This window comes from Streptomyces sp. NPDC088354, from assembly GCF_044753585.1.
Classification (GTDB): Bacteria; Actinomycetota; Actinomycetes; order Streptomycetales; family Streptomycetaceae; genus Actinacidiphila.
Map to the genome: position 1 here is coordinate 149,027 of NZ_JBIVNJ010000003.1, position 24,033 is coordinate 173,059.

Genomic DNA, 24,033 nt, shown 5'->3' on the forward strand with positions numbered 1-24,033 from the left:
GCCGGCGCGCCGGGGCGGACACCGGGCCGGCGGGATTCCGCCACCCTCTCCGTCTCCACTGCGCGCTCTCTCATTTCACACCCGACGCTAAAGGCGGGCAACGCCGGACGGAATTATCGAACCGGAAACGACACCGTGACCGCAGCGGTCACACCGTCCCGGAATTTCCCCGGCGACACCTTCCTTGAATTGACTCGCGCCCTTTCGCGCGACAATTCCCGGCCCCGCGTGAATGCTTCGCGCAGCCGGAATTCTGCCCGGGGCGCACGGGGCCGCGGACCGCCGATTGGCCCTCGACCCGGGGACAGCGCGCCGGGGAGACTGGACATCTGCCCTACTGGAGGAGTTGTGATGCAGGTAGCCGTGGTCACCTTCGACGGGTTCAACGAACTCGACAGTTTCATCGCCTCTTCGTTGATCAACCGATGCCGCAAGGACGGTCTGGAAGCCTTCATCACCACCCCGACGCCGGTCGTCACGTCGATGAACGGCGTCGAGGTGAGCGGCCAGCGGCCCATGGACTTCGTGGCCGAGGCCGACGTCGTGCTGATCGGCAGCGGCGTGAAGGCGCGCGAGGTCGCCGCCGACGAAAGGCTGCTCTCCCTGCTGCCGCTCGACCCCTCACGGCAGTTGGTCGGCGCGCAGTGCTCGGGTGCGCTGGTGCTCGCGCGGCTCGGCCTGCTGGGGGACATGCCAGTGTGCACGGACCCCAAGACCCGGCCCTTTGTCGAAGCCCTCGATGTCACCGTGCTGGACGCCCCGTTCCACGCCGAGGGGAACATCGCCACGGCCGGCGCCTGCCTGGCGTCGCAGTACCTCGCCACCTGGGTGATGCACCGGACGCTCGGGGAGGACGCCGTACGCGAGGTGATCGGCTACGTGGCCCCGGTCGGCGAGAGCCAGGAGACCGTCGAGCGCGCCCTGCGGGCCGTCCACGCGGGCGAGGTCGCGCTGAGCTGACGCCCCGCGACCGGCTCAGGTACCTGTTGTGACGCCGGTCTCCGCGCAGGCCGCGGCAAGGCGGCGGACGCCGTCGGCGATCTCGTCGGTGCCGGTGGTGTCGGCGAAGCTGAGGCGGACGTACGGGGCCGGTGCCTCGGCGGCGAAATAGGGGCGGCCGGGGGCGACGGCCGTGCCCGCGCGGAGCGCGGCGGCGGCCAGCACGGTCTCGTCGGTGCCGTCGGGAAGGCGCAGCCAGAACTGGTAGCCGCCGCTGGGCGCCCGGACGCCGGCGGCGAGGGCGGGCAGGTGGCGGTGGAGTGCGCCGAGCATCGCGTCGCGCCGCTCGCGCAGCCCCGCGGAGACCGCGCGCAGGTGGCGGGGCCAGGCGGGGGCGCCGACGAGTTCGAGGGTGGCCTCCTGCAGAGGCCGGGGCACGAAGAAGCTGTCGACGACCTGGATCGCGCGCAGGCGTTCCATGACCGGCCCCCGGGCGACGAGCGCGCCGACCCGCAGGCTGGGCGCGGTCGGCTTGGTCAGCGAGGTCACGTGGACGACCGCGCCGTACGGGTCCTCGGCGACGAGCGGGGGCGGCAGCGGCCCGCCGTGGCTGAGGCGGCGCGCGAAGTCGTCCTCGATGACGAAGGCTCCGGCGGCGTGCGCGATCTCGATGACGCGGCGGCGCCGGCCGGGGGCGAGCACGGTGCCGGTCGGGTTCTGGAACAGCGGCTGGCAGAAGAAGGCCCGGGCGCCGGTCGCGGCGAAGGCCTCGGCCAGCAGGTCGGGCCGCACCCCGTCGTCGTCCATGGGCACCGGTACCGGACGCAGTCCCGCGGCGCGGGCTACCGCCAGGGCGCCCGGGTAGGTCGGTGACTCCACGAGCACCGGGGCGCCGGGCGGTGCGAGGGCCCGCAGGGCGGTGGTGATCGCGGCCTGTCCGCCCGCGGTGACCAGGACGTGGGCGGGGCCGAAGTCGCCGCCGGGGCCGCCGGTCTCGCGGGCGAACCAGGTGCGCAGCGCGGTCAGTCCCTCCAGCGGGGGCCGCTCCCAGGCACCGGGGCGGCGGCCGGCGCGGGCGAGGGCGGCGCCGAGTGCCTGCTCGGGCTGGAGCGAGGGGTGCAGATAGCCGCCGTTGAAGGCGATGACGCCGGGCGGCGGCACCGCGAGGCTCGTGGTGACCCCGGAGGCGTCGACGACCCGCGGCGCGGGTTCGCCGTGCTGCTCCTCGGCCGTGAGGGCCACCTGCTGCCAGGAGGTGTCGACGGCCGGGGCGTCCCCGGTGCGTCCGGGCGAGCGGTAGGCGCCGGCGCCGGGCCGGGTGACCACGAGTCCTTCCGCGGCGAGGGCGGCGAGGGCGCGGGAGACCGTGACCGGGGAGACGCCGAAGCGTTCGACCAGGACGCGACTCGACGGCAGCTTCTCCCCCGGAGAGTAGCGGATCAGCTCACTTCGGAGGGATTCTGCGAGATTCCCCGAACTGCTACCGTCGTTCATGACAGCACACAATAGCGCTACCGAACCCACGCCGATAGCGGTCGACGGACCCGGAACGCGGGGTGGACCGGGCGCGCGCACGGCTCTCGGCGGCACGGCCCTGGCCGGCCTCGGCGTCGCCGCCTTCTCCCTCACCTTCCCGGCCACGCACTGGGCGCTGACCGGCTTCGGCCCCTGGACGGCGGCGACGGTCCGGGGCGTCCTCGCGGCCGCCGTCGCCGGTGCGTGCCTGGCTGTCGCGCGCGTGCCGGTGCCGGAGCGGCGGTACTGGGCGGGGCTCGCGGTCGTGGCGGCCGGGGTCGTGCTCGGCTTCCCGCTGCTGACGACGCTGGCGCTGCGCACCACCGGTACCTCGCACGCCGCCGTCGTGGTCGGCGCGCTGCCGCTGGTCACCGCCGCGCTCGCCGCCGTGCGCATGGGGGCGCGGCCCTCGTCGCTGTTCTGGACCGCGGCCGTCGCGGGCGGGGCGGTCGTGGTGGGGTTCGCGCTGTGGCAGGGCGGTGGCGCCCCGACGACCGGCGACCTCTTCCTGTTCGCGTCGCTGGTGGTCTGCGCGGCGGGCTACGTGGAGGGCGGCCGGCTGGCCTCCGTGATGCCCGGCTGGCAGGTGATCGGCTGGGCGCTCGTCGGGGCGCTCCCGCTGACCGTGCCCGCGGCCGCGGTGTCGCTGACCGCGGAACCGGCGCACGCGGACGCCCGGGCCGTGGTCGGGCTGGTCTGGGTGTCGCTGGTGTCGCAGTTCCTCGGGCTGATGGTCTGGTACCGCGGGATGGCCGCGATCGGTGTGGCCCGCGCGAGCCAACTGCAGTTGGCGCAGCCGCTGCTGACGCTGGTGTGGGCGGCCGCGCTGCTGGGCGAGGACCTGGGCACGCTGACCGCGCCCGCGGCGGTGGCGGTGCTCGTGTGCGTCGCCGTGACGCAGCGCGCCCGCAGCTGATCCCGTGCCGCGCCCCCCTATGCCCCCATGCGCGGGGGTTCGCGCCGCCGGGCAGGGGCATCCTCCGGTGAGGAGCCGAAGGGGGTCGGGTCATGCACGGACCACCGCTGGTGGCCTGGCTGCTCGTGGCGCTGGGAGCGGCCACCGCCGCCTACTGTCTGGTGCGCGCACGGCCGGGCTGGCCGGGGACGACACGGGAAGAACGTGAGGAACAGAGCGTGGCGCGTGCCGAGGCGCTGATGGGCGTCGGCATGGCGGTGATGGCGGTACCGGTGTCGGTCCTGGAGCAGCCGCCGTGGGCGGCCGCCGTTCTCGCGCTGGTCTTCGGCGCGGCCGCGGTGCGATCGCTGCTGCCGGCACGGCGGAGCGCGCATCATCTGCACCACGCGGTGGGCGCGGTCGCGATGGTCTACATGACCGCGGCGATGGAGGGCGCCGGTGGGTCGGCGCACGCGGGGCACGGCGCGGTGGGCGCGCCCCTGCTGACCGGACTGCTGCTGGTGTACTTCGCGGTCTATGTGCTGGCCGGGGGCGTGCGCCTGGTGTCCGTTCCGGTCGCGTCGGGGACGGGAGCGGCAGGGCCGGCGGGGCCCGTCGCGGTGCGGCACGCGCCCGAGCTCGCGTCGGCGTGCCGGGTGTCGATGGCGATCGGGATGTTCGCCATGCTCCTGACGCTGTGACGCCCGTGAGGCGTACGTCACTTTAGGGCGCGGCGGCGTACCGGGGGGCCGTGGGGCCCTCATAGTGTGGCGCCATGACGGTCCCGTTGGTGCTGCTGCTGCTCGGTGTGACGGCGGCGGCCACGGCGCCCCGACTGCTGACCCGGGCCGGATGGCCTGAGCGTGAACCCGTCCTGGCCCTGTGGGTGTGGCAGTGCGTGGTCGGCGCCGTGCTCCTGTGCTGCTTCCTGGCGATGGCGCTGAGCGCGTCCGCCGCGTGGGGCTGGCTGCGCGGCGGACTGTTCGCGTTCGCGCCGAACGGGGTCGTGGAGGCCTACGGGCTCTCCGACTACGGCCCCTGGGCGGGGTACCTGGCCGTTCTGCTGGCCTGTGGCGGCGCCTGGACGGGCGCCATGCTGGCCCGCGAGATCCGTACCGCGCGCTCCCGGCAGCGTCGGCGGCGCGCCGAACTGCGCGTGCGTTCGCCGCGGCTGCCCGGCGAGGCGGCGGCCTCCGGCGAGCGGCTGGTCGTCCTGGAGGACGAGCGGCCGGAGGCGTGGTGGCTGGCCGGGCAGCGGCCCCAACTGGTCATCACCACGGGCGCGCTGCGCCGCCTGAAGGGCCGTCAGCTCGATGCGGTCCTCGCGCACGAGCAGGGCCACGCCCGGGCCCGGCACGACGTACTCCTGCACTGCGCGGGCGCGCTTGCGGCCGGCTTCCCGCAGATCCCGGTCTTCGCGGGCTTCCGCCACCAGGTGCACCACCTGATCGAACTGGCCGCCGACGACATCGCCTCGCGCCGCTTCGGAGGGCTCACGACAGCCCTCGCCCTGGTCGAACTCAACGAGGACCGCGGGGTGTTCGGCCCCGGTTCCGCCCCGCACGGCCATCTGCCCGGCCGTGTCAGCCGGCTGCTCGACCCGGCGCCGCGGCTGACCCGGCTCGGCCGTGCCCAGGCCTCCGCGTGCGCCCTGCTCATCCCCTTCGTGCCGCTGCTCGTCGCGTTCGGCCCCGGGATCGGCGCCCTGACGTAATCTCGGGCGCATGGACGCCCCACCCGCCCCCACCGCCACCCGGGGCGGTGGCCCGCGCGCCGTGTGCCTGCGGTACTGCGCCGCGACGGCTGCCGTCTTCCTGCTGCTCCTGGCGCTCGCCGCGGGTCGGTGGGGCCCGCTGACGGACGCCGACCGGCGCATCGTCGTCGCGTTCCACTCCTTCGGGGTCCTTCACCCCGGCTGGACGCGGGTCAACCGCGTGCTGTCGGACGCCGTCTGGGACCCCGCGACCATGCGCGCCCTGCTCGCCGTCTGCCTGCTGTGGCTGGTGTGGCGGCGGGCCGGGCGGCAGGCGCTGTGGCTCGGCGTCTGCGGCATCCTGGGCTGGGCCCTCCAGCATGCCGTCAAGGCCGCCGTGGGGCGCCCCCGGCCCCACTGGCCCGATCCCCTCGCCACGGCGTCCTACGCGGCGTTCCCGTCGGGGCACGCCATGACGGCCGCCATCGGCTGCGGCGCCCTGCTCTGGCTGTTCCTCCTGCGCTGTCCCCGGGCCGGGACCCCGTGGCGGGCCGCCGCCTGGGCCCTGGCCGCGGTCTCGGTCGTCGGGGTCGGCCTCACCCGGATCTACCTGGGCGTCCACTGGCCCAGCGACGTCCTCGGCGGCTGGCTTCTGGGGGCGGCCGTGCTCACGGGGACCGCGGCGCTCTGCGAACCCTGGCGCACGTCGGCGCCGCGGACACCTCGGGGACGACGGGACGCCTGACGCGGCACGCGGCGTCCTTCGCGCCTACCGTGGAGAGTGGAAGGGGCGGGCACACGGCCTCGGTCGGAGGGCGCCCGCGGTCCCCACGTCAGGGAGCACGACATGTCGCGCGAATCCAACCTCTCCATCCTGGAGCACTTCGGCTCGGCGGTGAACGACGGCCGGCTGGACGAGATCGACTCCTATGTGGCGCCCGCCTCGGTCGACCACGACCCGGCGCCGGGGCAGGTCCCGGGTCCCGAGGGCTACGAGGAGATGTTCGCGGCGATGCGGACGGCCTTCCCCGATCTGCACATCGACGTCGAGCACGTACTCGCCACCGACAACGAGATCGCCTTCGCCTACACCGTCACGGGGACCCACCTCGGCGAGCTGATGGGGCATCCGCCGACCGGCCGCACGGTGAGCTACCGGGGCATGCAGATCAGCCGCGTCGAGGACGGCAAGCTCGTCGAACGCTGGGGCAGCAGCGACGAACTCGGCATGCTGCGGCAGCTCGGCCTCGTCGACTGACCGCCGCGGGACGGCAACCGCCCGGCAGGCCGCGGTTCGGCCCCGCGCAGCCGCCCCGTGACGTCTCCGCGAGCAGGGTCGGAGAGGATGTCGGGCATGACCATCAAGGGATTCATGTTCGACTTCTCCGGCACGCTGCTGCGCGTGGAGCCCACGGAGAGCTGGCTGCGCGCGGTCGTGGCGGAGCGCGGCATCCCGCTCGAAGAGGGCGAGTTGGCGGCGTACGCGGAGCGCCTGGAGCGGGTCGGGGCGCTGCCGGGCGGTGTGGCACCGGCGCACGTGCCCGCGCACCTTGCCGAGGCCTGGGGCGAGCGCGACCTGTCGGCCGATCACCACAGGGCCGCGTACACGGGCCTCGCGCGGGAGGCGGGGCTGCCGTGGGACGGCGCCCACGGCATCTATGACGCGCTGTACGAGCGGCACATGCGGCCGGAGGCCTGGACGCCCTACCCGGACACCGCGGAGGTGCTCGGTGAGCTGCGGCGGCGCGGGGTGCCGGTGGCCGTGGTGAGCAACATCGGGTGGGACCTGCGCCCGGTCTTCCGCGCGCATGGACTGGACGGCCTGGTGGACGTGTTCGTGCTGAGTTACGAGCACGGGGTGCAGAAGCCGGACCCGAGGTTGTTCGAGATCGCCTGCGAGGCGCTGGGGCTGCCGCCGGAGCGCGTCGCCATGGTGGGCGACGACCGGCGGGCGGACGGCGGCGCCGCGGCACTGGGGTGCACGGTGCGTCTGGTCGACCATCTGCCGGCGCGGCAGCGCCCGGCCGGTCTGCTGCCGGTGCTGGAGCTCACCGAGTGACCTGGTCGAGCCGTGACCCGGCGGTCCCCCGCGCCGTCGGGTCACGGCCCGATCCCGCGTCCTCGCAGGGGCACGACGCCCGCACGAGCCGGGCTCCGAGTACATTGGCCCGGAGCCAGTCAACGCAGGAGTAAAGCATGTCCCCTCGGCGACCGTCGGTCAACGAAGAGATGCGGCGCCGTTCGCGGGAGCGGCTGCTGCGGGCGACCGTCGAGCTGGTCGAGGAGCGCGGCTACGAGGCCACCACCCTCGGCGACATCGCCGACCGGGCCGGTACGGCGCGCGGGCTGGTCTCCTACTACTTTCCGGGCAAGCGCCAGTTGCTGCAGTCGGCCGCCCACCGCCTGATGCACACCGAGCTGTCCGCGGCGCTGGAACGGCAACCGGCCTCCGCCGACGGACGCGAGCTGCTGGCCCGGGCGATCGACAGCGTGCTGGGACTGCCGGGGCGGTTCCCCGTGCTGATGCGCACTCACATGGCCGGCATCCTGCAGACGGCGGGTTTCAGCGAGTGCACCGAGCGGCAGCGCCTGGCCGAACTGCTGCGCGGCACCGTCGAGGCGTGGGGCTCCGCCGACCCCGAGCACGACTACCGCATGCTGCGAGCGCAGTTGATGGGCGCGGTCTTCGCCCAGCTGATCCCGGGTGCGGCGATGCCGCTGCCCCATCTGCGGGGCGACCTCTTCCGTCGTTACGGGCTGGACTGGGAGCTCGGCGTGCCGCCGGGTGGCCCCGAAGGGCTGCCACCCGGCGGCACGCCACTGCCTGACGCCGCTCAGCGGTAGTCGGGCTGGGACTGCGCGTTGAGCTCGGCGAGCCGGATGCCGCGGGCGCTGTCGGTGCGCCGGTCGGAGATCCGCAGGACGTCGAAGCCCTTGGCGATGTCGTTCGAGTAGATGTAGCCGTTGTAGTAGTACGCACTCCACGAGCCGCCGACCGCGAGCGTGTCGGCGGACAGCGGGCCGCGCTCGAAGAAGCCGATCTCGCGGGGGTGCGAGGAGTCGGTGAAGTCCCAGACGGAGACGCCGCCCTGGTACCAGGCCTGGACCATGATGTCGCGGCCCTTGGCCGGGATGAGCGAGCCGTTGTGGGCGACGCAGTTCTCGGTGTCCGCCTGCTGGCGCGGGATCTTGTAGTAGCCGCGGAAGACGAACTTCAGATGGCCGTGCTTGCGGACGATGTCGTAGATGCCGTCGGCGCCGCGCTTCGGACCGATCAGCGCGTTGCACTCGGCGCCGCCGCCACCGCCGAGCTCGTCGGTGAAGACGACCTTGGTGCCGCGCTCGTTGAAGGTCGCCGAGTGCCAGAACGAGAAGTTGACGTTGTCCTGGACCCGGTCGATCACCTTCGGGCGCACGGGGTCGGAGATGTCCATCAGGATGCCGTCACCCATGCAGGCGCCCGCGGCGAGCCGCAGCTTGGGGAAGGCCGTGATGTCGTGGCAGCCGGTCGTCTCGCTCACCCGCGCCTGGGTGTCGGTGGCCGGGACGCCGGGGTTGCCGCCGTCCGGGAACAGGACGGGGAAGCCGGCGAGAGCGGCGTCCTCGGGGTGCGAGCGGGGGATCTTCACGACGGAGATGCCGTCGTGCGGGGGCTGGCAGTCCGGGAAGGACGCGCTGGGCGAGTACGAGGAGACGTACACGAACAGGTCGCGCTTGCTCGGCACCAGCGTGTGGGTGTGGGAGCCGCAGTTGGTCTCGACGGCGGCGACGTAGCGCGGGTTGGCCTTGTCGCTGATGTCGAAGACCTTGATGCCCTCCCAGGAGGACTTCTCGCTGGCGGGCTGGCTCGCACTCGCGCAGGAGTCGTCCGAGCGCGAGGAGTCCGTGGACAGCACCAGCAGGTTCCCCGACACCGAGATGTCGTTCTGCGAGCCGGGGCACAGGACCTGGCTGACGACCTTGGGGCTGCTGGGGCGGCTGATGTCGTAGACGACGAAGCCGTCGTAGTTGCCGGCGAAGGCGTACTTGCCCTGGAAGGCGAGGTCGGAGTTGAAGCCGGCCAGGGACTGCTTGGGGATGTTCACCAGGTGGTCGACGTTGGCGCTGGTGACGACCTCGTCGACGCCGGGTATCGCGCCGTCGGCGGTCGCCGGCGCCGCGGCCGCGAGGCCGAACAGCATGACCGCCGCGGCCGCGAGGGCCGCCAGGCGTCTGGGGCGGGCGGGGGAAGTACCTAAACGCGTCACCGCGTCCTCCAAAAGTGTTCGGTCAAGATGAAACGATGAAACGACCAAGCCGAAGTATGCACTTTTCATGGCCGCGTCAAAAGATGCACAATGAGGCAGTGCTCGCTACCCGCCGTGCAGTATTAGTGCTGCTTCCGTTGTCCCTGGCCGCCTCGACGCTCGCGCTGAGCGGGTGCGACGGGGGTGGTGACGACGCCAAGGCCGCCGCTCCGTCGGTCATCGCCCCGGGCCGGCCGGGCGAGGACGCGGCCACCCTGTCCGCGGACGAGGCAGCCAAGGCCAGACCGGACGACACCCCCAACACAGCGGACCTGTCCTACACGGCGAACATGATCGCCCACCATGAGCAGGCGCTGGTCATGACCGCGTACGCGGACACCCGCGCGTCCGGCACCAAGGTGCGCGCCCTGGCCGCCCGGATCGACGCCGCCCAGGGCCCGGAGATCAAGGCCATGACCGCCTGGCTCAAGGAGAACGGCGGCGCGTCACCGGCCGCCGGCCACGACCACCACCACGCGTCGATGCCGGGCATGGCGACCCCCGCGCAGTTGGCCGAATTGCGCGCCGCCCGGGGCGCGGCCTTCGACCGGCTCTTCCTCCGGCTGATGATCGCCCACCACGAGGGGGCGGTGACCATGGCGACGGAGGTGCTGTCCAAGGGACGCAACGTCCAGGTGGGCGAGTGGGCGAGCGAGGTGATCGCGCAGCAGAGCGCGGAGATCGGCCGGATGAGGTCCTTGACCTGACATCGCGCGCCGCGACACGGCTGCGCCGGCCTGCCCCGGCCGGCGCCCGGTGCGATGCTGGGAAGTGCCCGGCCGCTCCGGCCGTCGCCTCGACGAGGAGGAGGCGCCTGTGCTTCGCATCGCCGTCGTCGGATCTGGTCCCAGCGGGGTGTACACGGCGGAGGCCCTGGCCCGCCAGGAGGCGGTGCCCCAGGTCGCGGTGGACGTCCTGGACCGGCTCCCCTGCCCGTACGGCCTGGTCAGGTACGGTGTCGCACCCGACCACGAGAAGATCAAGTCCCTGCAGGGCAATCTGCGGCGGGTCCTGGAGGACCCGCGGATCCGCTTCCTGGGCAACGTGACGGCCGGCGCCCCCGGTCTGCCCCCCGAACGCATGCTGGAGCTGTACCACGCGGTGGTCTACTGCGTGGGCGCAGCCACCGACCGCCGGCTCGGCGTCCCCGGCGAGGACCTGCCCGGCAGCTTCTCCGCGACGCGTTTCGTGTCCTGGTACAGCGCGCACCCGGACGAGGCCCCGGACGAGTTCCTGCTCAGCGCCCGGTCCGCCGTCGTCGTCGGCGTCGGCAACGTCGCCGTGGACGTCGCCCGCATCCTGGCGCGCGGCGCGGCCGAGCTGCGCCGCACCGACGTCCCGGAGGAGGCGCTGCACGCGCTGGAGAAGAGCCGGGTCACGGACGTCCACATGGTCGGCAGGCGCGGCCCGTCGCAGGCGAAGTTCACCACCAAGGAGCTGCGCGAACTGGGCGCCCTGGCCGACGCGGACGTGCTCGTGCGGGAGGACGAGCTCGCGCTCGATCCCGCGTACGCCGATCCGCACGCCCTGCCTGCGGTGGCCCGGCGCAATGTCGAGGTGCTGCGCGGCTGGGCCGGGCGCGCGCCCGCCGGGAACCGGCGCCGCATCCATCTGCGCTTCTTCCTGAGGCCTGCCGCCCTGCTGGGCGAGGACAAGGTGGCGGGCGTGCGCTTCGAGCGGACGCTGCCGGACGGGCAGGGCGGAGTGCGGGGCAGCGGCGCGTTCGAGGACATCGACGCGCAGCTGGTGCTGCGCTCGGTCGGCTACCGGGGGGTGGCCATGGAGGGGCTGCCCTTCGACGAGGCGCTGGGCATCGTGCCCAACGAGGAGGGCCGGGTGCTGCGGGACGGCAGGCGGTCGCCGGGCGAGTACGTGGCCGGGTGGATCAAGCGCGGGCCGACCGGCGTGATCGGCACCAACCGGCCGTGCGCCAAGGAGACGGCCACGGCCCTGCTCGCGGACGCCGGGGCGCTGCTGGCGCGCGGCGAGCTGCCGGCGGATCCGCTGGAGGGACTCCGCGCGGCGGGACAGCATCCGGTCGAGTGGACGGGCTGGGAGGCGATCGAGGCCGCGGAGGCGGCGCTCGGCCGCTCACTTGACCGGGCGACCGTCAAGATCCCCGACTGGGCGGGCCTGTTGGCGGCCGCGGCCGGGAGCCCCGGGTGACAGCCCCGCAACACACCGGACATCAACAAACTGTTTACGGTCCCTAGGGTCTCGGGCAGCCGTTCACCCGGCACAGCCGCTCATTCGCGCCGCGTTCGAGGAGTCCCCCATGGCGACGACGTCACGCCCGCCGGTCCACCCCGTCGACGAGGTCCTGCCGCCCGCCCGGCTCGCGGCGTTCGGCCTGCAGCACGTGCTGGCGATGTACGCGGGCGCGGTCGCGGTGCCGCTGATCGTGGGCGGCGCGCTGAAGCTGTCGCCGGCCGACCTCGCGTACCTGATCACGGCGGACCTGCTGATCTGCGGCATCGCCACGCTGCTGCAGTGCGTCGGCTGGTGGCGCTTCGGCGTACGGCTGCCGATCATGCAGGGCTGCACCTTCGCCGCGGTCTCCCCCATGGTGCTGATCGGCCAGGACGGCGGACTGCCCGCCATCTACGGCTCGGTGATCGTCGCGGGGCTGGCGATGGTCCTGCTGGCCCCCGTCTTCGGACGGCTGCTGCGCTTCTTCCCGCCCGTGGTGACCGGCACCGTGATCCTGGTCATCGGGCTGAGCCTGCTGCCGGTGGCGGGCAACTGGGTGGCGGGCGGGGCCGGTTCGGCCGACTTCGGCGCGCCGCGCAACATCGCCCTGGCGGCCGCCGTGCTGCTCGCGATCCTGCTGATCCAGCGTTTCGCACCGGATGTGCTCGCGCGGGTCGCCGTGCTCGCCGGCATCGCCGCCGGCACGGCGGCGGCCGTGCCGCTCGGCTTCACCGACTTCGGCGCGGTCCGCGACGCGGACTGGCTCGGGATCAGCACCCCGTTCCACTTCGGCACCCCGACCTTCCAGGGCGCCGCCGTGGTCTCCATGCTCGTGGTCGCGCTCGTGACGATGACCGAGACGACCGGGGACATCATCGCCGTCGGCGAACTCACCGGCCGCAGGGCCGAGCCCGGCCGGCTCGCGGACGGACTGCGCGCGGACGGCGTCTCCACCGTGCTGGGCGGGATCTTCAACACCTTCCCGTACACCGCCTACGCGCAGAACGTGGGCCTGGTGGGACTGACCCGGGTGCGCAGCCGATGGGTGGTGGCCACGGCGGGCGGCATCCTGGTCCTGCTCGGGCTGCTGCCGAAGCTGGGCGCGGTGGTCGCCGCGATCCCGGCACCGGTGCTGGGCGGCGCCGGACTGGTCATGTTCGGCACGGTGGCCGCGAGCGGACTGCGCACGCTGGCCGGTGTGGACTTCCACGGCACCGCCAACCTGATGGTCGTCGCGGTGTCGCTGGGGGTCGGGCTGCTGCCGGTGGGCGTGCCCACGGTGTACGAGAGGTTCCCCGACTGGTTCCGGACGGTCATGGACAGCGGCATCAGCGCGGGCTGCGTCACCGCGATCGCGCTCAACCTGCTCTTCAACCACCTGCCGGCCGGCGGCAGCGGGCGCGCGGCCGGGGAGCCCGGGGAACACGGCGCGTAGGCCGCCGGACGCGGGCTCCGCGGCCGGGTCGCCGCTTCTAGGGGAGCTGCCAGTCGACCGGCTGCGCGCCCTGCTGGAGCAGCAGGTCATTGGCCCGGCTGAAGGGCCGCGAGCCGAAGAACCCGCGATCCGCCGACATCGGGGAGGGATGCGCCGACTCGACGGCCGGCAGATTCCCCAGCAGAGGGCGGGCGTTCCGGGCGTCCCGGCCCCAGAGGATCGACACCAGGGGCTTGCCTCGCGCGGCCAGGGCGCGAATGGCCTGTTCGGTCACTTCCTCCCAGCCCTTGCCGCGATGCGCACCGGGGCTGCGGGGTGCCGTGGTCAACGCCCTGTTGAGCAGCAGCACTCCCTGCCGGGTCCACGGCGTCAGATCGCCGTTCGACGGCCGGGGCAGGCCGAGGTCGGACTGCAGTTCCCGGTAGATGTTCTCCAGGCTTCCGGGCAGTGAACGCACCTCCGCGGCCACGGCGAAGCTGTGCCCGATCGCCATCCCCGGCGTGGGATAGGGGTCCTGCCCGACGATCAGCACCCGCACCTCGTCGAAGGGCTGCTGGAACGCCCGCAGGACATGCTGTCCCGCCGGCAGGTAGGTCCTGCCCGCCGCGATCTCCGCCCGCAGGAAGTCGCCCATCGCCGCGATGCGTTCGGCCACGGGCGCGAGGGCTTCGGCCCACCTGGGCTCGACAAGTTCACTCAATGGTCGTGCTGCCACGGCCGTCACCCTACCGGCCCACAGACCCTCCCTCCCACCAGCGGCAAGACCCCCGCGGGCAACGGCGACCGGATCCGCGTGGCCGGGCGGCACTGAGGGCGAGCACGGGGTGCGTGCTCGCCCTCGGTCACGCCGGACGGCGTGTCAGTCGGCCGTTCAGCCCTGCGCGGGCACGACCTGGACGGTCTTGGAGGTCGTGACCGGCGCGAGTGAGGCGCCGTCGGTGTAGGCACGCATCGAGTCGTTCGTCACGGTGACGGTCACCGAGCCGGCCTTCAGCGCGGTCAGCACCCGGGTCCGCGGGTCGAGGATCGCGACCTTGCCCTTGCGGCGGGCGTCGTCGACGGCGTCCTTGCCGGTGCCGATCGCCAGGTTCGACGAGCCGCTCCAGTGGACCGACATCGGGTACCGCAGCGGGACCACCCGCGAGCCGTTGCCCACACCCTGCGGCTGCACGATGCTGCCGGAGAGCTGCGCGGTCCGGCCCGCCTCGACCGACTCGGGGGTGTTCAGGGTGATGGACTGGGCGAAGGCCCGCACATCGGCCTGGAGCCACTGCTGGCGGGCGTTGCGGTGGGAGTCGACGGACCAGTCGACCCAGCCGGTGAAGCCGCCGCGGTCGGGGGTGCCGTAGGGGTCCTTGCCCGAGGAGGGCAGCACCATGTAGGGGACGCCCTCCAGGTGGTGGACGTCGGCGATCTGGGCGTGCGAGCCGACCATGACGGCGCCCTTGCCGGAGTCGTCGCGGAAGTCGGTCAGCAGGTGCTCGATGAGCGCCGCCTCGTCACGGTCGCCGAGCTGGCTGGACTTGGTCTCGGCCGGGTCGTCCACCGGGTGGTGGGCGAAGACCGCGACGTTGTCGACGGACGTGTCGTCCTTGGCGTCGGCCAGGGCCTGCCGGAGCATCGGGAGCTGGTCCCAGGCGGTGCCGCGCAGCGAGCCGACGGAGCTGGCGAGCAGGATGAAGCGGGTGCCCTTGTGGTCGAAGGTGCGGTAGGGCCTGCCGAACTCGGCGGTGAAGTTGGTCAAGTCCTGCTGGACGTTGTTCAGGCCGTAGGACTCGTGGTTGCCGGGCACGTAGTAGCAGGGGATGGAGCCGGCGTTCGGGTCCGGGGTGCTGTCGGGGGCGGGCTCCTGGCCGACCGGGATCAGGTCGCAGCCGGCGTCGGTGAGCACCTGCCGGGCCAGGGTGAGGTCCTGCGGCAGGCCGCGGTCGGTGATGTCACCGTTGAGGACCAGCAGGTCGGGGTGGGTCGTCCGGATCCGCTGGATGGCGGCCGTGGCGACCTGGGTCAGCGCCGGGTTGTCGGCGGTGAACTGCACGTCCGAGAGCGTCGCGAACTGCCAGGTGCTGCTGCCCTTGAGCAGCGACCCGTCGTCCGAGACCAGCGCGTCGGGCCGCAGGTCCGGCTGCGCGGGAAGGTCGATCGAGGTGGGGACGTCGGCCTCGATGCGGTCCAGGACGAACGTGCCCGCCTTCTGCTGGGCGACGCTGGTGTTGATGCCCTGGAAACCCGAGATCGCGATCGGGAACTTCGTGTCCGCCGGGACCTGGAAGGTGGCGTACTGCCAGTCGCTGCTCGCGTTCAGGCCCGTCCCGTAGCTGCCGTTGCCCTTGCCGGCGGAGTCGGTGTAGGCGATGTAGGTCAGGCCGCCGGGCACGCTGATGCTGGACTTGAGCCGCACGCGCAGGCGCAGCGGCTGGCCGGGCACGGACACGCGCTGGGCCGACGACGCCGAGGTGATGCCGACGTTGCGCATGGCGTTGAAGTCGATCCGCAGGCCCTCGGGGGCGGTGGAGAACGTCGTGGCCGCCGTGCTGTTGTTGCGCCAGCGGGCCAGCACGTCGTCGTCGAAGTCGTAGACGGTCCTGGTCTGCACACCGATCGTGATCGGCAGCCGCGCGGTCACACCGCCGGCCGTGATCTTCAGGATCGTGCTGGCGTTGGCGAGCGGGGTGATCCGCAGCCTGCCGTCCACGGCCTTGATGCCGACCACGTCGTGGTCGTAGTCCAGCGACAGGTCCTGCGGCTCGATCGGGGCCGTGTAGCCCTCGGCGTCGCGGCCGGTCACGGCGACGGTGGTCGCGTCGTCCGGCGTCACGCCGGCGATCGACAGCAGCTGGGAGGACGGCTCCACGCTGGTCAGCGGGCCCAGGACGGAGACCGTCCCGTGTCCCTGCACGCCGTCCGCCTCGGCGTCCACCGTGACCGGACCGTGCGCCTGCGGGGCCGTGAGCACGGCGCCGTCGACGGTCGCCTCACGCGAGGACCACCGCACGGAGTCGGGGTCGACCGTCACCGGCGTCTGGTGGTTGTCGATGCCCTCCGCGGCCAGAGCGCGGTGCAGACCGGGGAAGACCTTCACGTCACCGTCGGCCGACGCCGCGCCGGGAGCGGGCTTGACGAGGAGCTGGTGCAACCGGCCGTCGCCCTTGGAGACGAACACGCCGACACCGTTCGGGTCGTTGCGCTCGTGGCCGTCGGACGGGACGTTGCGGACGGTGGCGTCGTCGTCGCCGAGGCCGCGGGCGACCATGGTGGACGAGCCGCCGCCGTCGAGGTTGACCGCGGTCTCCACGCCCATCGCGGCGAGGTCGCGCGCTTCCTTGTCGATCCCGATGCCGCCCTTGCCGGTGCCGCCGGGGCCGTCCCAGGTGGCCAGGACGAGCGTCTTGCCGCCGTCCTTGAAGCCGAGCGCGGTGCGCGGGGCGATCGAGGTGTCGAGGCCCTTGACGGGCTGGCCGCCGGAGACGATGGTGCCGCCGTGGCCGATCGCGAACTGCATCGTCTTGGCAACGTTGTCGGCGAGCGAGTGGCTGAGCGTCGCCGGGTCGCCGGGCTGGAGCGCGCGGATCGCGGACGCCGCGGCGCCGCGCCCGACGAGCACGAAGCCGCCGTCCGGGATCGCGCCGGAGCCCGCGGGACCGCTGGGGGTGACCGACACGACCGCGCCGTCCTTCACCAGGACCTCGGCGATCTGGTCGTTGGCGACGCCCGTCAGGCCGCTGTTGCGGCTGTAGGTGCCCCACGCGGGCGTGAACGCGACCATGCCGTCGGCGGGGATGCCGCCGACGTTCGCGGCGTTGATCGACGAGACCTTGTGGTCCGCGCCCGCGAACTTCGCCGTCGTGTCGACCGTGAGGTCCACCAGCTGGGCGACGCCGTCCTTGCTGACGCCGACGTGCTTGCGGCCGCCGGAGATGTCGGCGGTCTTGACGAGCTGCCCGTTCTGGATCTCGCCGCCGAGCGCCGCGTTGGAGTTGCCGATGTCGAAGAAGTCGCCGTTGACGCCCGCGACGGCGCCGGCCTTGTTGACGGCCTCGCTGAGCGGCCCGCCGGACGCGACCGGTCCGGAGCTCAGCAGGTCCGTGCCGACCGCGCTGTTGGACAGGTCCACGGTCAGGAACTGCGCGTCGTACCAACCCTTCTGGTCGACCGCCTTGACGTGCTGCAGGCCGATCCCCGGACCGATCTTCTCTGACGTGTTGACCAGCGGGATACCGCCGGTGACGGGCGCCGGCCGGCTGCTGTCCGCGTACGCCACGGCCGGAGCGGCCGCCAGCGCGGTCGCCGTGGCGAGCACCACGAGCAGTGACCTTGCACGCCGATGGTTCGTGACCATCAGATTCATGGAAACCTCGGGTCGGGAGAGGACACGGAGGCAGCGCCTCCGCTGCACCCATGTCGATCACGGGTGCGCACCCGATTAGAGAGATCCAGTGAAGAGCGCACATGACGTCTTCACCATCGGCCAGTGAACCCTGGCTGTGACCTTGCGTGCAGGGCTCCACAACTGACGCCTCGCCAGAATCGCGGCCACCGCCTCCGGGCACGGGCGTCATCGATCCGGTGGACCGGCAACCTGCACTGTCGGTGGCAGCCGTTACCCTGCCCGGGTGACGACGCAATCGAACACCCCGGCGGGCTGATACACGGACCCGCACGGCACTCAGAACCTGCTGCGCCACTGGGACGGGTCCCAGTGGACGGAGCACACCCACGCGGGCCAAACGCCCCCGCCGTCCACCAAGGAGAACCCCTGGGAGCTGGGCGTCGACGGCAGCCACGACCCCTCGCGCATCCAGCGCCAGGTGCAGCGGCAGGCGGGCCTGGCCCCGGGCGCCGCGGGCGGTGGCACGCTGTTCGGCGAGCCGGTCCTCGTGGTCAAGCAGAAGGCCTAACTCATCGAGCCGAACAACGAGTACAGCGTCTTCGACCAGAACGGCGGCCAACTCGGCTCGGTGATCGAGGTCGGCCGGAGCACCGCACGCAAGGTGCTGCGCTTCGTCTCCAGCGTCGACCAGTTCCTGTCGGTCCGCCTGGAGGTGCGGGACGCGCACGGGCAGCCGCAGTTGCTGCTGACCCGCCCGGCGAAGTTCATCAAGTCGAAGGTCGTCGTACAACGCCCGGACGGCACGACGCTCGGCGAGATCGTCCAGCAGAACGCGATCGGCAAGATCAACTTCGCGTTCGAGGTGAACGGTCAGCAGATCGGCGCCATCAAGGCGGAGAACTGGCGGGCCTGGAACTTCGCGATCGTCGACCACACCGGGACCGAGGTGGCCCGCATCACCAAGACGTGGGAGGGCCTGGCCAAGACGATGTTCACCACGGCCGACAACTACGTGCTGCAGATCCACCGCCCGCTGGAGGAACCGCTGCTCAGCATGGTCGTAGCCTCGGCGCTCACCGTCGACACCGCCCTGAAGCAGGACTCGCGCGGACTGGGCTGAGACAGGCCCGCGGTAGGGCGCCGGGGCCGCGCGGACCCGGCGCCGTATCGGGACAGAACCGGACAGGTAACCCCTGCGAAGGACCCGCCCGAACAACAGCGCGCGCAAAGGCACTAGCATGCCTCGCCATGAGCACTGCCGAAGGCCCCGCACCCGGCCTGCCCGTTCGAATGCCGCGCCCCCGCCAGCCCGGGCGGCACCGGCGACCGGAAACGCTGACCACGCCCGAGGGCGCCCCCGCGCTGGTCCTTGCCGTGCCCGGTACGCCTTCCCCCGCGATACGCAGCCTGGCCGAGGAGATCGTCAGCATCGCGCGTATCGAGCTGGCCGGTCTCGACCCCCGCGTCGGCTACGTCGACGGTGACGGCGAGGAGTACCCCTCGCTGGAGTCCGTGCTGACCCAGGCCGCCGCCGAGCGCGGTGAGGACTCCCCCGCGGCGATCGTGGTGCCGCTGCTGGCGGGGCCCGAGCCTTCGGTGATGCGCCGGCTGCGGCAGGCCGTGATGGACAGCCGCTCCGCGGCCGAGGTCACCGATGTGCTCGGCCCGCACCCGCTGCTCGCGGAGGCACTGCACGTGCGGCTGTCGGAGGCCGGTCTGGCACGTGCCGACCGTGCCCGGCTGTTCACGGTCGCCACGGCTGCCGACGGCATCATCCTGGCCACCGTGGGCGGCGAGGAGGCGGTCCAGGCCGCCGGCGTGACCGGTCTGCTGCTCGCCGCGCGGCTCGCCGTGCCGGTGCTGCCCGCCGCGCTGGACATCGAGGGCTCGATCGCCGAGGCCGCCGACCAGCTGCGTTCCTCCGGTTCGCTGACCCTGGCCCTGGCGCCGTACGTGGTCGGCCCGGAGGTCGCCCCCGAGGTGCTGCACGACGCGGGCAAGGAGGCCGGCTGCTCGGCCGCCGACGCGCTCGGCCCCTACCCGGCGATCGGCAAGCTCGTGGTCGCCAAGTACACGACCGCGCTGGGCATCCCCCAGTCGCCGGAGGGCGCCCCGATGCCCTGACGGCACACCCCGTACGACGACGGCGTGGTGGTGCGGCCCCGGGCTCCGGGGCGGCACCACCACGCCGTTGTTCGTGGTGCGGCCGGTCCGTCCGGCGCCTGGCGTGCGTCAGCCGAAGACGACGCAGGAGGCGGCCGGAACGGGCAGCGAGCCGGCGAGCCTGGGCGTGCCGGTGGACGGGTCCACGTCGAACCAGCTGACGTCGCCCGAGCGCTCGTTGGCGGCGTACAGCCTCGTGCCGGCCGGGTCGAGGGTCAGGTGGCGGGGCCAGTCGCCGCCGCAGTCCACCGTCTCCAGCAGTTCGAGCGTGTCGCCGTCGGCGTCGAGGGAGAGCACGGCGATGCTGTTGTGACCCCGGTTGGCGGCCCAGGCGAAGCGCCCGTCGGGCGAGACGACCAGTTCGGAGGGGTAGTTGGGGCCGGTCGCGCCCTCGGGCAGCACGGAGACCTCGGCGACCGGCTTCAGCCGTCCCACCTCCGCGTCCCAGTGACAGACGGTCACGACCGAGGCCAGCTCGTTCATGATGTAGGCGCGGTCCCCGCGCGGGTGGAACGTCAGGTGGCGCGGGCCGCTGCCGGACCGCAGGCCCATCTCCCGCTCGATCTCCAGCTCGCCCGTGGCGGCGTCGAGTTCGCACACCCGCACCGAGTCGGTGCCGAGGTCCACGGTGAGCACCCAGCGGCCGGCCGGGTCCGGCAGCACCATGTGGGCGTGCGGGCCGGTCTGCCGGTCCGGGTCGGGGCCGTCGCCCTCGTGCTCCATCACGTGCCGGGTCGCGCCGAGCGTCCCCTCGCCCTCGACGGGCAGCACGCTGATCGTGCCGGTGCCGTAGTTGGCGGTCAGCAGGTGGCCTTGGTGCAGGCACAGGTGGGTCGGCGAGCCGCCGCCCACCGGGACGGCCGCGCCGAGCAGTTCGGGGCGCGAGGGATCGTTCAGCGAGAACGCGGCGGCGGCGCCGTTCCGCGGGTGCTCGACGACCGTGTAGAGGCGCGTGCGGTCCTCCGAGAGGACAAGGAAGGACGGGTCGTCCACCGCGGCGTCGGCATGCAGCGCCGTGAGCGCCCCCGAGTCGGGGTCGACGGCCGCGGTGGTCAGCCCTTTGCCGCCCGCCGAGGTGAACGACCCGATGTAAACGTGCCCGGCCACTGCCGTACCTCTTCCACTGGTTGTACGTACGGCGGCTGAGAGTAACGCAGTGGCCGGAATCCGCTCCCGCTGCCCCCGTCACACCAACGTTTCGCCGCGGGCCAGGGCGAGCGCCTGCGGGTGGTGGACGTACGCCGGGGTCCGTTCCCCGGTCTCGTAGTAGCGGTGGAACACGCCGGTGGCCGACCCCGACATGGGCGGCACGATCCACGACCAGTCGGCGGGCACGGTACGGCCCCTGCGCTCCTCGCGGTCGATGTGGGCGAGGAAGCGGCGGGACTCGGTGTGGTGGTCGGTGACGGTGGCGCCCACGAGGTCGAAGGAGTGCAGCACCGCGCGGTTCAGCTCGACCAGGGCGCGGTCGCGCCACAGCGTCCGGTCCTCGGCGGTGTCCAGGCCGAGCGCCTCGGCGACGCGCGGGAGCAGGTCGTAGCGGTCGGTGTCGGCGAGGTTGCGGGCACCGATCTCGGTGCCCATGTACCAGCCGTTGAAGGGCGCGGCGGGATAGCAGACCCCGCCGATCTCCAGGCACATGCAGGAGATCGCCGGGACGGCGTGCCAGCGCAGGCCCCACTCCGCGAGCCAGTCGAACTCCGGGTGGACAATGGGGACTTCGAGCACTGCCTCGTCCGGCAACCGAAAGCAGCGCGGCGGCCCGCCGCCGGCGCCCTGGACGATGAGCGGCAGTATGTCGAAGGGCGTCCCGGCGCCGCCCGACCAGCCGAGGCGCACGGCCGCCTCGGTGATGCCGGTGTTGACCGGATCGCCGACGACGGTGCCGTCCGGGGCGCGGTGGCCCGCGTAGCGGATCAGCTGCTCGTTCCAGATCCGCGGGCCCTGCCGCTCCGGGGTGTCCGGGGCGAGGACCGTGATGACGGGGCGGATGCGGCCCCCGTTGGTGGCGGCCCGCAGGTGGGCCACCGCCTCCAGGGCGACGCCCTCGGCGGTCGTGACGTGCCGGCGGTCGCGCACCTGCAGGGAGTTCCAGTACAGCCGGCCGATGCACCGGGTGTTGTTGCGCCACGCCACCCGCGCTCCAAAGACCAGTTCCTCGCGCGTGTGCCGGTACGTGCCGGTCGCCTCGATCTCGGCGAGGACCGCTGCCAGCCTGCGCCCGGGGTCCCCCGCGGCGGGGAACTCCGCGTGGAACAGCCGTACGAAGTCCGCCGCCAGGGCCCGTATGTCGGTGTCCTTGCCCGCCTGGCCGTCCTTGTCATCCCCGCCCGCCGGCCGGTCCTCCTGCAGGGCGGGGTGCCCGGCCGGGCACCCGGACACCGGTTCCGGTTCCTCCATTCGTAGGTGCTGGACGTCGGCGGCGGGGGCGCGGCCAGCCCCCGCCGACGTCCGCTGATTCGTTCCTCCTGCACGGCGCAGAAACCTCAGCACGCCACGTACCCCCAAGACGGTTCCCGCGCGGGCCGTGTCCCGTGACGGCCCGCGTATCGGACGTGAGATGGAACCGGTCTACTGCGGAGGCGGAACGATCCATCGTGTTTTTCCGGGGTGAATACGACGCAAAACCGCGCGGAGCGTCTACACGGGGGCCTACCGGTGATTGCCTTGTGTCATCCCGCGACTGCAGTGCGTGTCGATGCGTCTGCGCCCGGCGGGTCGACCGGGACGGTGGTGCGCGGCCCGGCGCCCAGCGGAACGGCCAGACCGGTCAGGGCCGCTTCGAGGCCGTGGAGGTGCGCAAGGGCGGTTTCGGCGTGCGGATGGGTGCCGCCGGCGCCGGGCGCGGCCGGGAGCCGGAGCGGGGCCGCGGGAGCCGGTGGGACGAGACGCCGGACGGCGGTCTCGACGCGCCCGCAGGCGGTGGTGAGGCGTTCGTCGTGGCAGGCATGGGGATCGGCCACAACCGCGGCGAGGCCGCGGACCTGACGGGCGCACTCGTCCAGGAGCGCGAGAACGACCCGGGCGCGCGCCTTGCGGGACCGCAGGGGGTTCAGCGGATGCACGAGCGGTGCCACGGACTGCCGCACCCGCGCGAGCAGGGCGTCCAGTTCGGTGACGTGGCGGGCGAGGTCGCCGGCCGGGTCACCGGCCAGGTGTCGCGCGGCCTCGCCGGTGAAGTCGCGCACGGCGCGCAGCGTGCGCCGGATCCACGCGTCCGTGGCCGCGTGCGTCGTCACCGGCAGCACCGCCAGGACCGCCACGGCCGCCCCCAGGGCGCCGACGGCGGTCTCCCCCAGGCGGAGCACGAGCAGCCCGGGCCGGAGGATGCCGAGCAGTCCGTAGAGCAGCCCCGCCATCACCGTGACAAAGAACATCATCCAGCTGTACGAGACCGGGGCGGTCCAGAAGATCCCGAAGACGCACACGGCGAGCAGCGCGGCGGTCGGCGCGGGCGCCCCGTGCAGGGGCAGCGCGACCGCGAGGCCGCCCAAGATGCCCGCGACGGTGCCGAGCATCCGGCGGAACCCCCGGATCAGCGTCTCGCCGCGCGAGGCGGTGTTGACGAAGATCCACCAAACGGTGCCGACGGCCCAGTACCAGCGGTCCTGCGACAGCGCCTGCCCCGCCGCTACGGCGATCCCCGCAGCGAGCAGCGCCTGGAAGGCCTGCCGCGTGGTCGGACGGCGCAGCCCGCGCCCCTGGGGCAGGACGGGCACCGGGCCGGGGGCGCGGGCGGCGCCCCGCTCGTAGCACCACACGCCGAAGCGGACGAGGGCGGCGCTGCCCAGTCCGAGCCCCACGGCCCCGCACAGCGCCGGCAGCAGCGCCGGGCCGGCACGGAGGAACTGGGCGACAAAGAACATCATGAAGGCGAAGACGCCCAGCGCGTGGCCACGCGGCCCCCAGCGGCGCGCGTAGACCCCGGCGAAGACGACGGCCAGGAAAGCCGCGTCCCGGGCGGCGGGAACGGCGTGCAGCCAGACGGCCAGCGCGAGCACGGGGAAGCCGGCGACCGGCATGAGCGCGGTCGTCACCGCCTGGCGGGCCGGGCCCGGGTCCGCCACGACGAACAGCGCCAGCAGCGCCGCGAGACCGCCCGCGACGACGGCGGGCAGCGGCAGCCCCGCCGCCGCGACCGAGGCGACGGCCGAGCCGACGCCGAGGACCGCCCGGGAGGCGGCGCGCAGCCGCACCCGTCCCGGGTCCGGTGCGTGGAACATGCGCTTCACCACGGGTGCCGTCCTGCCCCTGTCCGTGCCGTGCGGCCGTCCGTACATGGCAAAGGCGCCGCGGGGACACCGTCTCCGCAACGCCATCGTCCGTCCCAGGGAAGCATGTCCCGGGCCCATGGCTCAAACGGCTCCCTGGGCGATGGGCCATTGGCACAGCGGCCCCCGTCCCCTGCCGGTCCGGGGCCGGGCCAGTGGCCCAGATCGGAACACCCATTCGGCGTATATTGCTGCCAAATACGGGCATACCGAGACACAACGGTTGGTTCCTGCCGTTCCCCGGCGCCTGGCGAACCAACTCACCGGATCCGCCCCGCGAGGGGCTCGAGTCGTTTCCGGCCCTTCCGGAGGAGGA

At 73.1% G+C, this 24,033-nt stretch carries 19 protein-coding genes and 1 pseudogene; 13 read left to right on the forward strand and 7 right to left on the reverse strand.

From position 1 onward, the window contains the following. Window positions 1-351: 351 nt before the first annotated feature. Window positions 352-960: a DJ-1/PfpI family protein gene (locus ACIP98_RS06900; protein WP_319658210.1), complete on the forward strand. Its 609-nt coding sequence runs from the start codon at window positions 352-354 to the stop codon at window positions 958-960. A 15-nt stretch (window positions 961-975) separates the two neighbouring features. Here ACIP98_RS06900 and ACIP98_RS06905 read toward each other — a convergent pair whose 3' ends face one another. Further along, a complete protein-coding gene (locus tag ACIP98_RS06905) occupies window positions 976-2,433 on the reverse strand; it encodes a PLP-dependent aminotransferase family protein (RefSeq protein WP_401974129.1) in 1,458 nt (485 codons plus the stop codon). Between ACIP98_RS06905 and ACIP98_RS06910 the strand changes: the two genes are divergently transcribed. From ACIP98_RS06910 to ACIP98_RS06940, 7 genes are all read left to right on the forward strand, one after another. Further along, on the forward strand, window positions 2,432-3,370 hold the full coding sequence (locus ACIP98_RS06910; RefSeq protein WP_401974131.1) for a DMT family transporter: 939 nt from the start codon (window positions 2,432-2,434) through the stop codon (window positions 3,368-3,370). The two genes, ACIP98_RS06905 and ACIP98_RS06910, sit on opposite strands and share 2 nt — an antisense overlap. A gap of 92 nt (window positions 3,371-3,462) precedes the next feature. Continuing rightward, complete coding sequence (locus ACIP98_RS06915; RefSeq protein ID WP_401974133.1) at window positions 3,463-4,050, forward strand: DUF5134 domain-containing protein; 588 nt, start codon at window positions 3,463-3,465, stop codon at window positions 4,048-4,050. A 74-nt stretch (window positions 4,051-4,124) separates the two neighbouring features. Continuing rightward, window positions 4,125-5,063: a M56 family metallopeptidase gene (locus ACIP98_RS06920; RefSeq protein ID WP_319658206.1), complete on the forward strand. Its 939-nt coding sequence runs from the start codon at window positions 4,125-4,127 to the stop codon at window positions 5,061-5,063. Window positions 5,064-5,073: 10 nt separating this feature from the next. Then, window positions 5,074-5,787 carry a phosphatase PAP2 family protein gene (locus ACIP98_RS06925; RefSeq protein ID WP_401974135.1) on the forward strand — a complete coding sequence of 238 codons (714 nt, stop codon included), beginning with the start codon at window positions 5,074-5,076 and terminating at the stop codon, window positions 5,785-5,787. 102 nt (window positions 5,788-5,889) lie between these two features. Further along, window positions 5,890-6,300, forward strand: coding sequence for an ester cyclase (locus tag ACIP98_RS06930; RefSeq protein WP_319658204.1), 411 nt, complete (start codon window positions 5,890-5,892; stop codon window positions 6,298-6,300). 96 nt (window positions 6,301-6,396) lie between these two features. Then, window positions 6,397-7,101, forward strand: a complete 705-nt coding sequence (locus tag ACIP98_RS06935) for an HAD-IA family hydrolase (protein WP_319658203.1) — start codon at window positions 6,397-6,399, stop codon at window positions 7,099-7,101. 137 nt (window positions 7,102-7,238) lie between these two features. Further along, window positions 7,239-7,886 (forward strand): helix-turn-helix domain-containing protein, encoded by a 648-nt coding sequence (locus tag ACIP98_RS06940; RefSeq protein WP_319658202.1) that lies wholly within the window; start codon window positions 7,239-7,241, stop codon window positions 7,884-7,886. Here the strand turns inward: ACIP98_RS06940 and ACIP98_RS06945 are convergent. Next, complete coding sequence (locus tag ACIP98_RS06945) at window positions 7,877-9,289, reverse strand: LVIVD repeat-containing protein (protein ID WP_401974138.1); 1,413 nt, start codon at window positions 9,287-9,289, stop codon at window positions 7,877-7,879. The genes ACIP98_RS06940 and ACIP98_RS06945 overlap by 10 nt on opposite strands. A gap of 83 nt (window positions 9,290-9,372) precedes the next feature. On the opposite strand from ACIP98_RS06945, the gene ACIP98_RS06950 reads away from it, so the two are divergent. The 3 genes from ACIP98_RS06950 to ACIP98_RS06960 all read left to right on the forward strand — a co-directional run bounded on the left by ACIP98_RS06950 (window position 9,373) and on the right by ACIP98_RS06960 (window position 12,953). After that, window positions 9,373-10,035 carry a DUF305 domain-containing protein gene (locus ACIP98_RS06950; RefSeq protein ID WP_319658201.1) on the forward strand — a complete coding sequence of 221 codons (663 nt, stop codon included), beginning with the start codon at window positions 9,373-9,375 and terminating at the stop codon, window positions 10,033-10,035. A gap of 109 nt (window positions 10,036-10,144) precedes the next feature. Then, a complete protein-coding gene (locus ACIP98_RS06955) occupies window positions 10,145-11,494 on the forward strand; it encodes an FAD-dependent oxidoreductase (protein WP_319658200.1) in 1,350 nt (449 codons plus the stop codon). A 109-nt stretch (window positions 11,495-11,603) separates the two neighbouring features. Beyond that, the gene (locus ACIP98_RS06960) at window positions 11,604-12,953 is read left to right on the forward strand and encodes a nucleobase:cation symporter-2 family protein (protein WP_319658199.1); all 1,350 of its coding nucleotides are present in this window, start codon (window positions 11,604-11,606) and stop codon (window positions 12,951-12,953) included. 37 nt (window positions 12,954-12,990) lie between these two features. Here ACIP98_RS06960 and ACIP98_RS06965 read toward each other — a convergent pair whose 3' ends face one another. Together ACIP98_RS06965 and ACIP98_RS06970 are read right to left on the reverse strand one after the other, a co-directional pair. Continuing rightward, entirely contained in the window at window positions 12,991-13,668 is a 678-nt protein-coding gene (locus ACIP98_RS06965) for a uracil-DNA glycosylase (RefSeq protein WP_319658198.1), read from the reverse strand. Window positions 13,669-13,824: 156 nt separating this feature from the next. Beyond that, window positions 13,825-17,292, reverse strand: a complete 3,468-nt coding sequence (locus ACIP98_RS06970; protein ID WP_401974141.1) for a phosphodiester glycosidase family protein — start codon at window positions 17,290-17,292, stop codon at window positions 13,825-13,827. 334 nt (window positions 17,293-17,626) lie between these two features. On the opposite strand from ACIP98_RS06970, the pseudogene ACIP98_RS06975 reads away from it, so the two are divergent. After that, window positions 17,627-18,403: pseudogene (locus ACIP98_RS06975) on the forward strand (phospholipid scramblase-related protein). A gap of 128 nt (window positions 18,404-18,531) precedes the next feature. Beyond that, on the forward strand, window positions 18,532-19,407 hold the full coding sequence (locus tag ACIP98_RS06980; RefSeq protein ID WP_319658195.1) for a hypothetical protein: 876 nt from the start codon (window positions 18,532-18,534) through the stop codon (window positions 19,405-19,407). Window positions 19,408-19,515: 108 nt separating this feature from the next. On the opposite strand, the gene ACIP98_RS06985 is transcribed toward ACIP98_RS06980, so the two are convergent. The 3 genes from ACIP98_RS06985 to ACIP98_RS06995 form a co-directional block, all read right to left on the reverse strand. Continuing rightward, window positions 19,516-20,553, reverse strand: a complete 1,038-nt coding sequence (locus ACIP98_RS06985) for a lactonase family protein (RefSeq protein ID WP_401974143.1) — start codon at window positions 20,551-20,553, stop codon at window positions 19,516-19,518. A 78-nt stretch (window positions 20,554-20,631) separates the two neighbouring features. Beyond that, the gene (locus tag ACIP98_RS06990) at window positions 20,632-21,846 is read right to left on the reverse strand and encodes a nitric oxide synthase oxygenase (RefSeq protein ID WP_401974145.1); all 1,215 of its coding nucleotides are present in this window, start codon (window positions 21,844-21,846) and stop codon (window positions 20,632-20,634) included. A 272-nt stretch (window positions 21,847-22,118) separates the two neighbouring features. Beyond that, a complete protein-coding gene (locus ACIP98_RS06995; protein ID WP_319658192.1) occupies window positions 22,119-23,669 on the reverse strand; it encodes an FUSC family protein in 1,551 nt (516 codons plus the stop codon). Window positions 23,670-24,033 lie beyond the last annotated feature (364 nt).

What these genes read in the sequence shown, in the direction of transcription:
- ACIP98_RS06970 (WP_401974141.1), bottom strand. Translation starts at nt 17,292, where the DNA reads ATGGTCACGAACCATCGGCGTGCAAGGTCACTGCTCGTGGTGCTCGCC.
- ACIP98_RS06930 (WP_319658204.1), top strand. Translation starts at nt 5,890, where the DNA reads ATGTCGCGCGAATCCAACCTCTCCATCCTGGAGCACTTCGGCTCGGCG.
- ACIP98_RS06995 (WP_319658192.1), bottom strand. Translation starts at nt 23,669, where the DNA reads ATGTTCCACGCACCGGACCCGGGACGGGTGCGGCTGCGCGCCGCCTCC.
- ACIP98_RS06900 (WP_319658210.1), top strand. Translation starts at nt 352, where the DNA reads ATGCAGGTAGCCGTGGTCACCTTCGACGGGTTCAACGAACTCGACAGT.
- ACIP98_RS06920 (WP_319658206.1), top strand. Translation starts at nt 4,125, where the DNA reads ATGACGGTCCCGTTGGTGCTGCTGCTGCTCGGTGTGACGGCGGCGGCC.
- ACIP98_RS06905 (WP_401974129.1), bottom strand. Translation starts at nt 2,433, where the DNA reads ATGAACGACGGTAGCAGTTCGGGGAATCTCGCAGAATCCCTCCGAAGT.
- ACIP98_RS06915 (WP_401974133.1), top strand. Translation starts at nt 3,463, where the DNA reads ATGCACGGACCACCGCTGGTGGCCTGGCTGCTCGTGGCGCTGGGAGCG.
- ACIP98_RS06950 (WP_319658201.1), top strand. Translation starts at nt 9,373, where the DNA reads ATGCACAATGAGGCAGTGCTCGCTACCCGCCGTGCAGTATTAGTGCTG.
- ACIP98_RS06940 (WP_319658202.1), top strand. Translation starts at nt 7,239, where the DNA reads ATGTCCCCTCGGCGACCGTCGGTCAACGAAGAGATGCGGCGCCGTTCG.
- ACIP98_RS06980 (WP_319658195.1), top strand. Translation starts at nt 18,532, where the DNA reads ATGAGCACTGCCGAAGGCCCCGCACCCGGCCTGCCCGTTCGAATGCCG.
- ACIP98_RS06925 (WP_401974135.1), top strand. Translation starts at nt 5,074, where the DNA reads ATGGACGCCCCACCCGCCCCCACCGCCACCCGGGGCGGTGGCCCGCGC.
- ACIP98_RS06960 (WP_319658199.1), top strand. Translation starts at nt 11,604, where the DNA reads ATGGCGACGACGTCACGCCCGCCGGTCCACCCCGTCGACGAGGTCCTG.
- ACIP98_RS06910 (WP_401974131.1), top strand. Translation starts at nt 2,432, where the DNA reads ATGACAGCACACAATAGCGCTACCGAACCCACGCCGATAGCGGTCGAC.
- ACIP98_RS06990 (WP_401974145.1), bottom strand. Translation starts at nt 21,846, where the DNA reads ATGGAGGAACCGGAACCGGTGTCCGGGTGCCCGGCCGGGCACCCCGCC.
- ACIP98_RS06935 (WP_319658203.1), top strand. Translation starts at nt 6,397, where the DNA reads ATGACCATCAAGGGATTCATGTTCGACTTCTCCGGCACGCTGCTGCGC.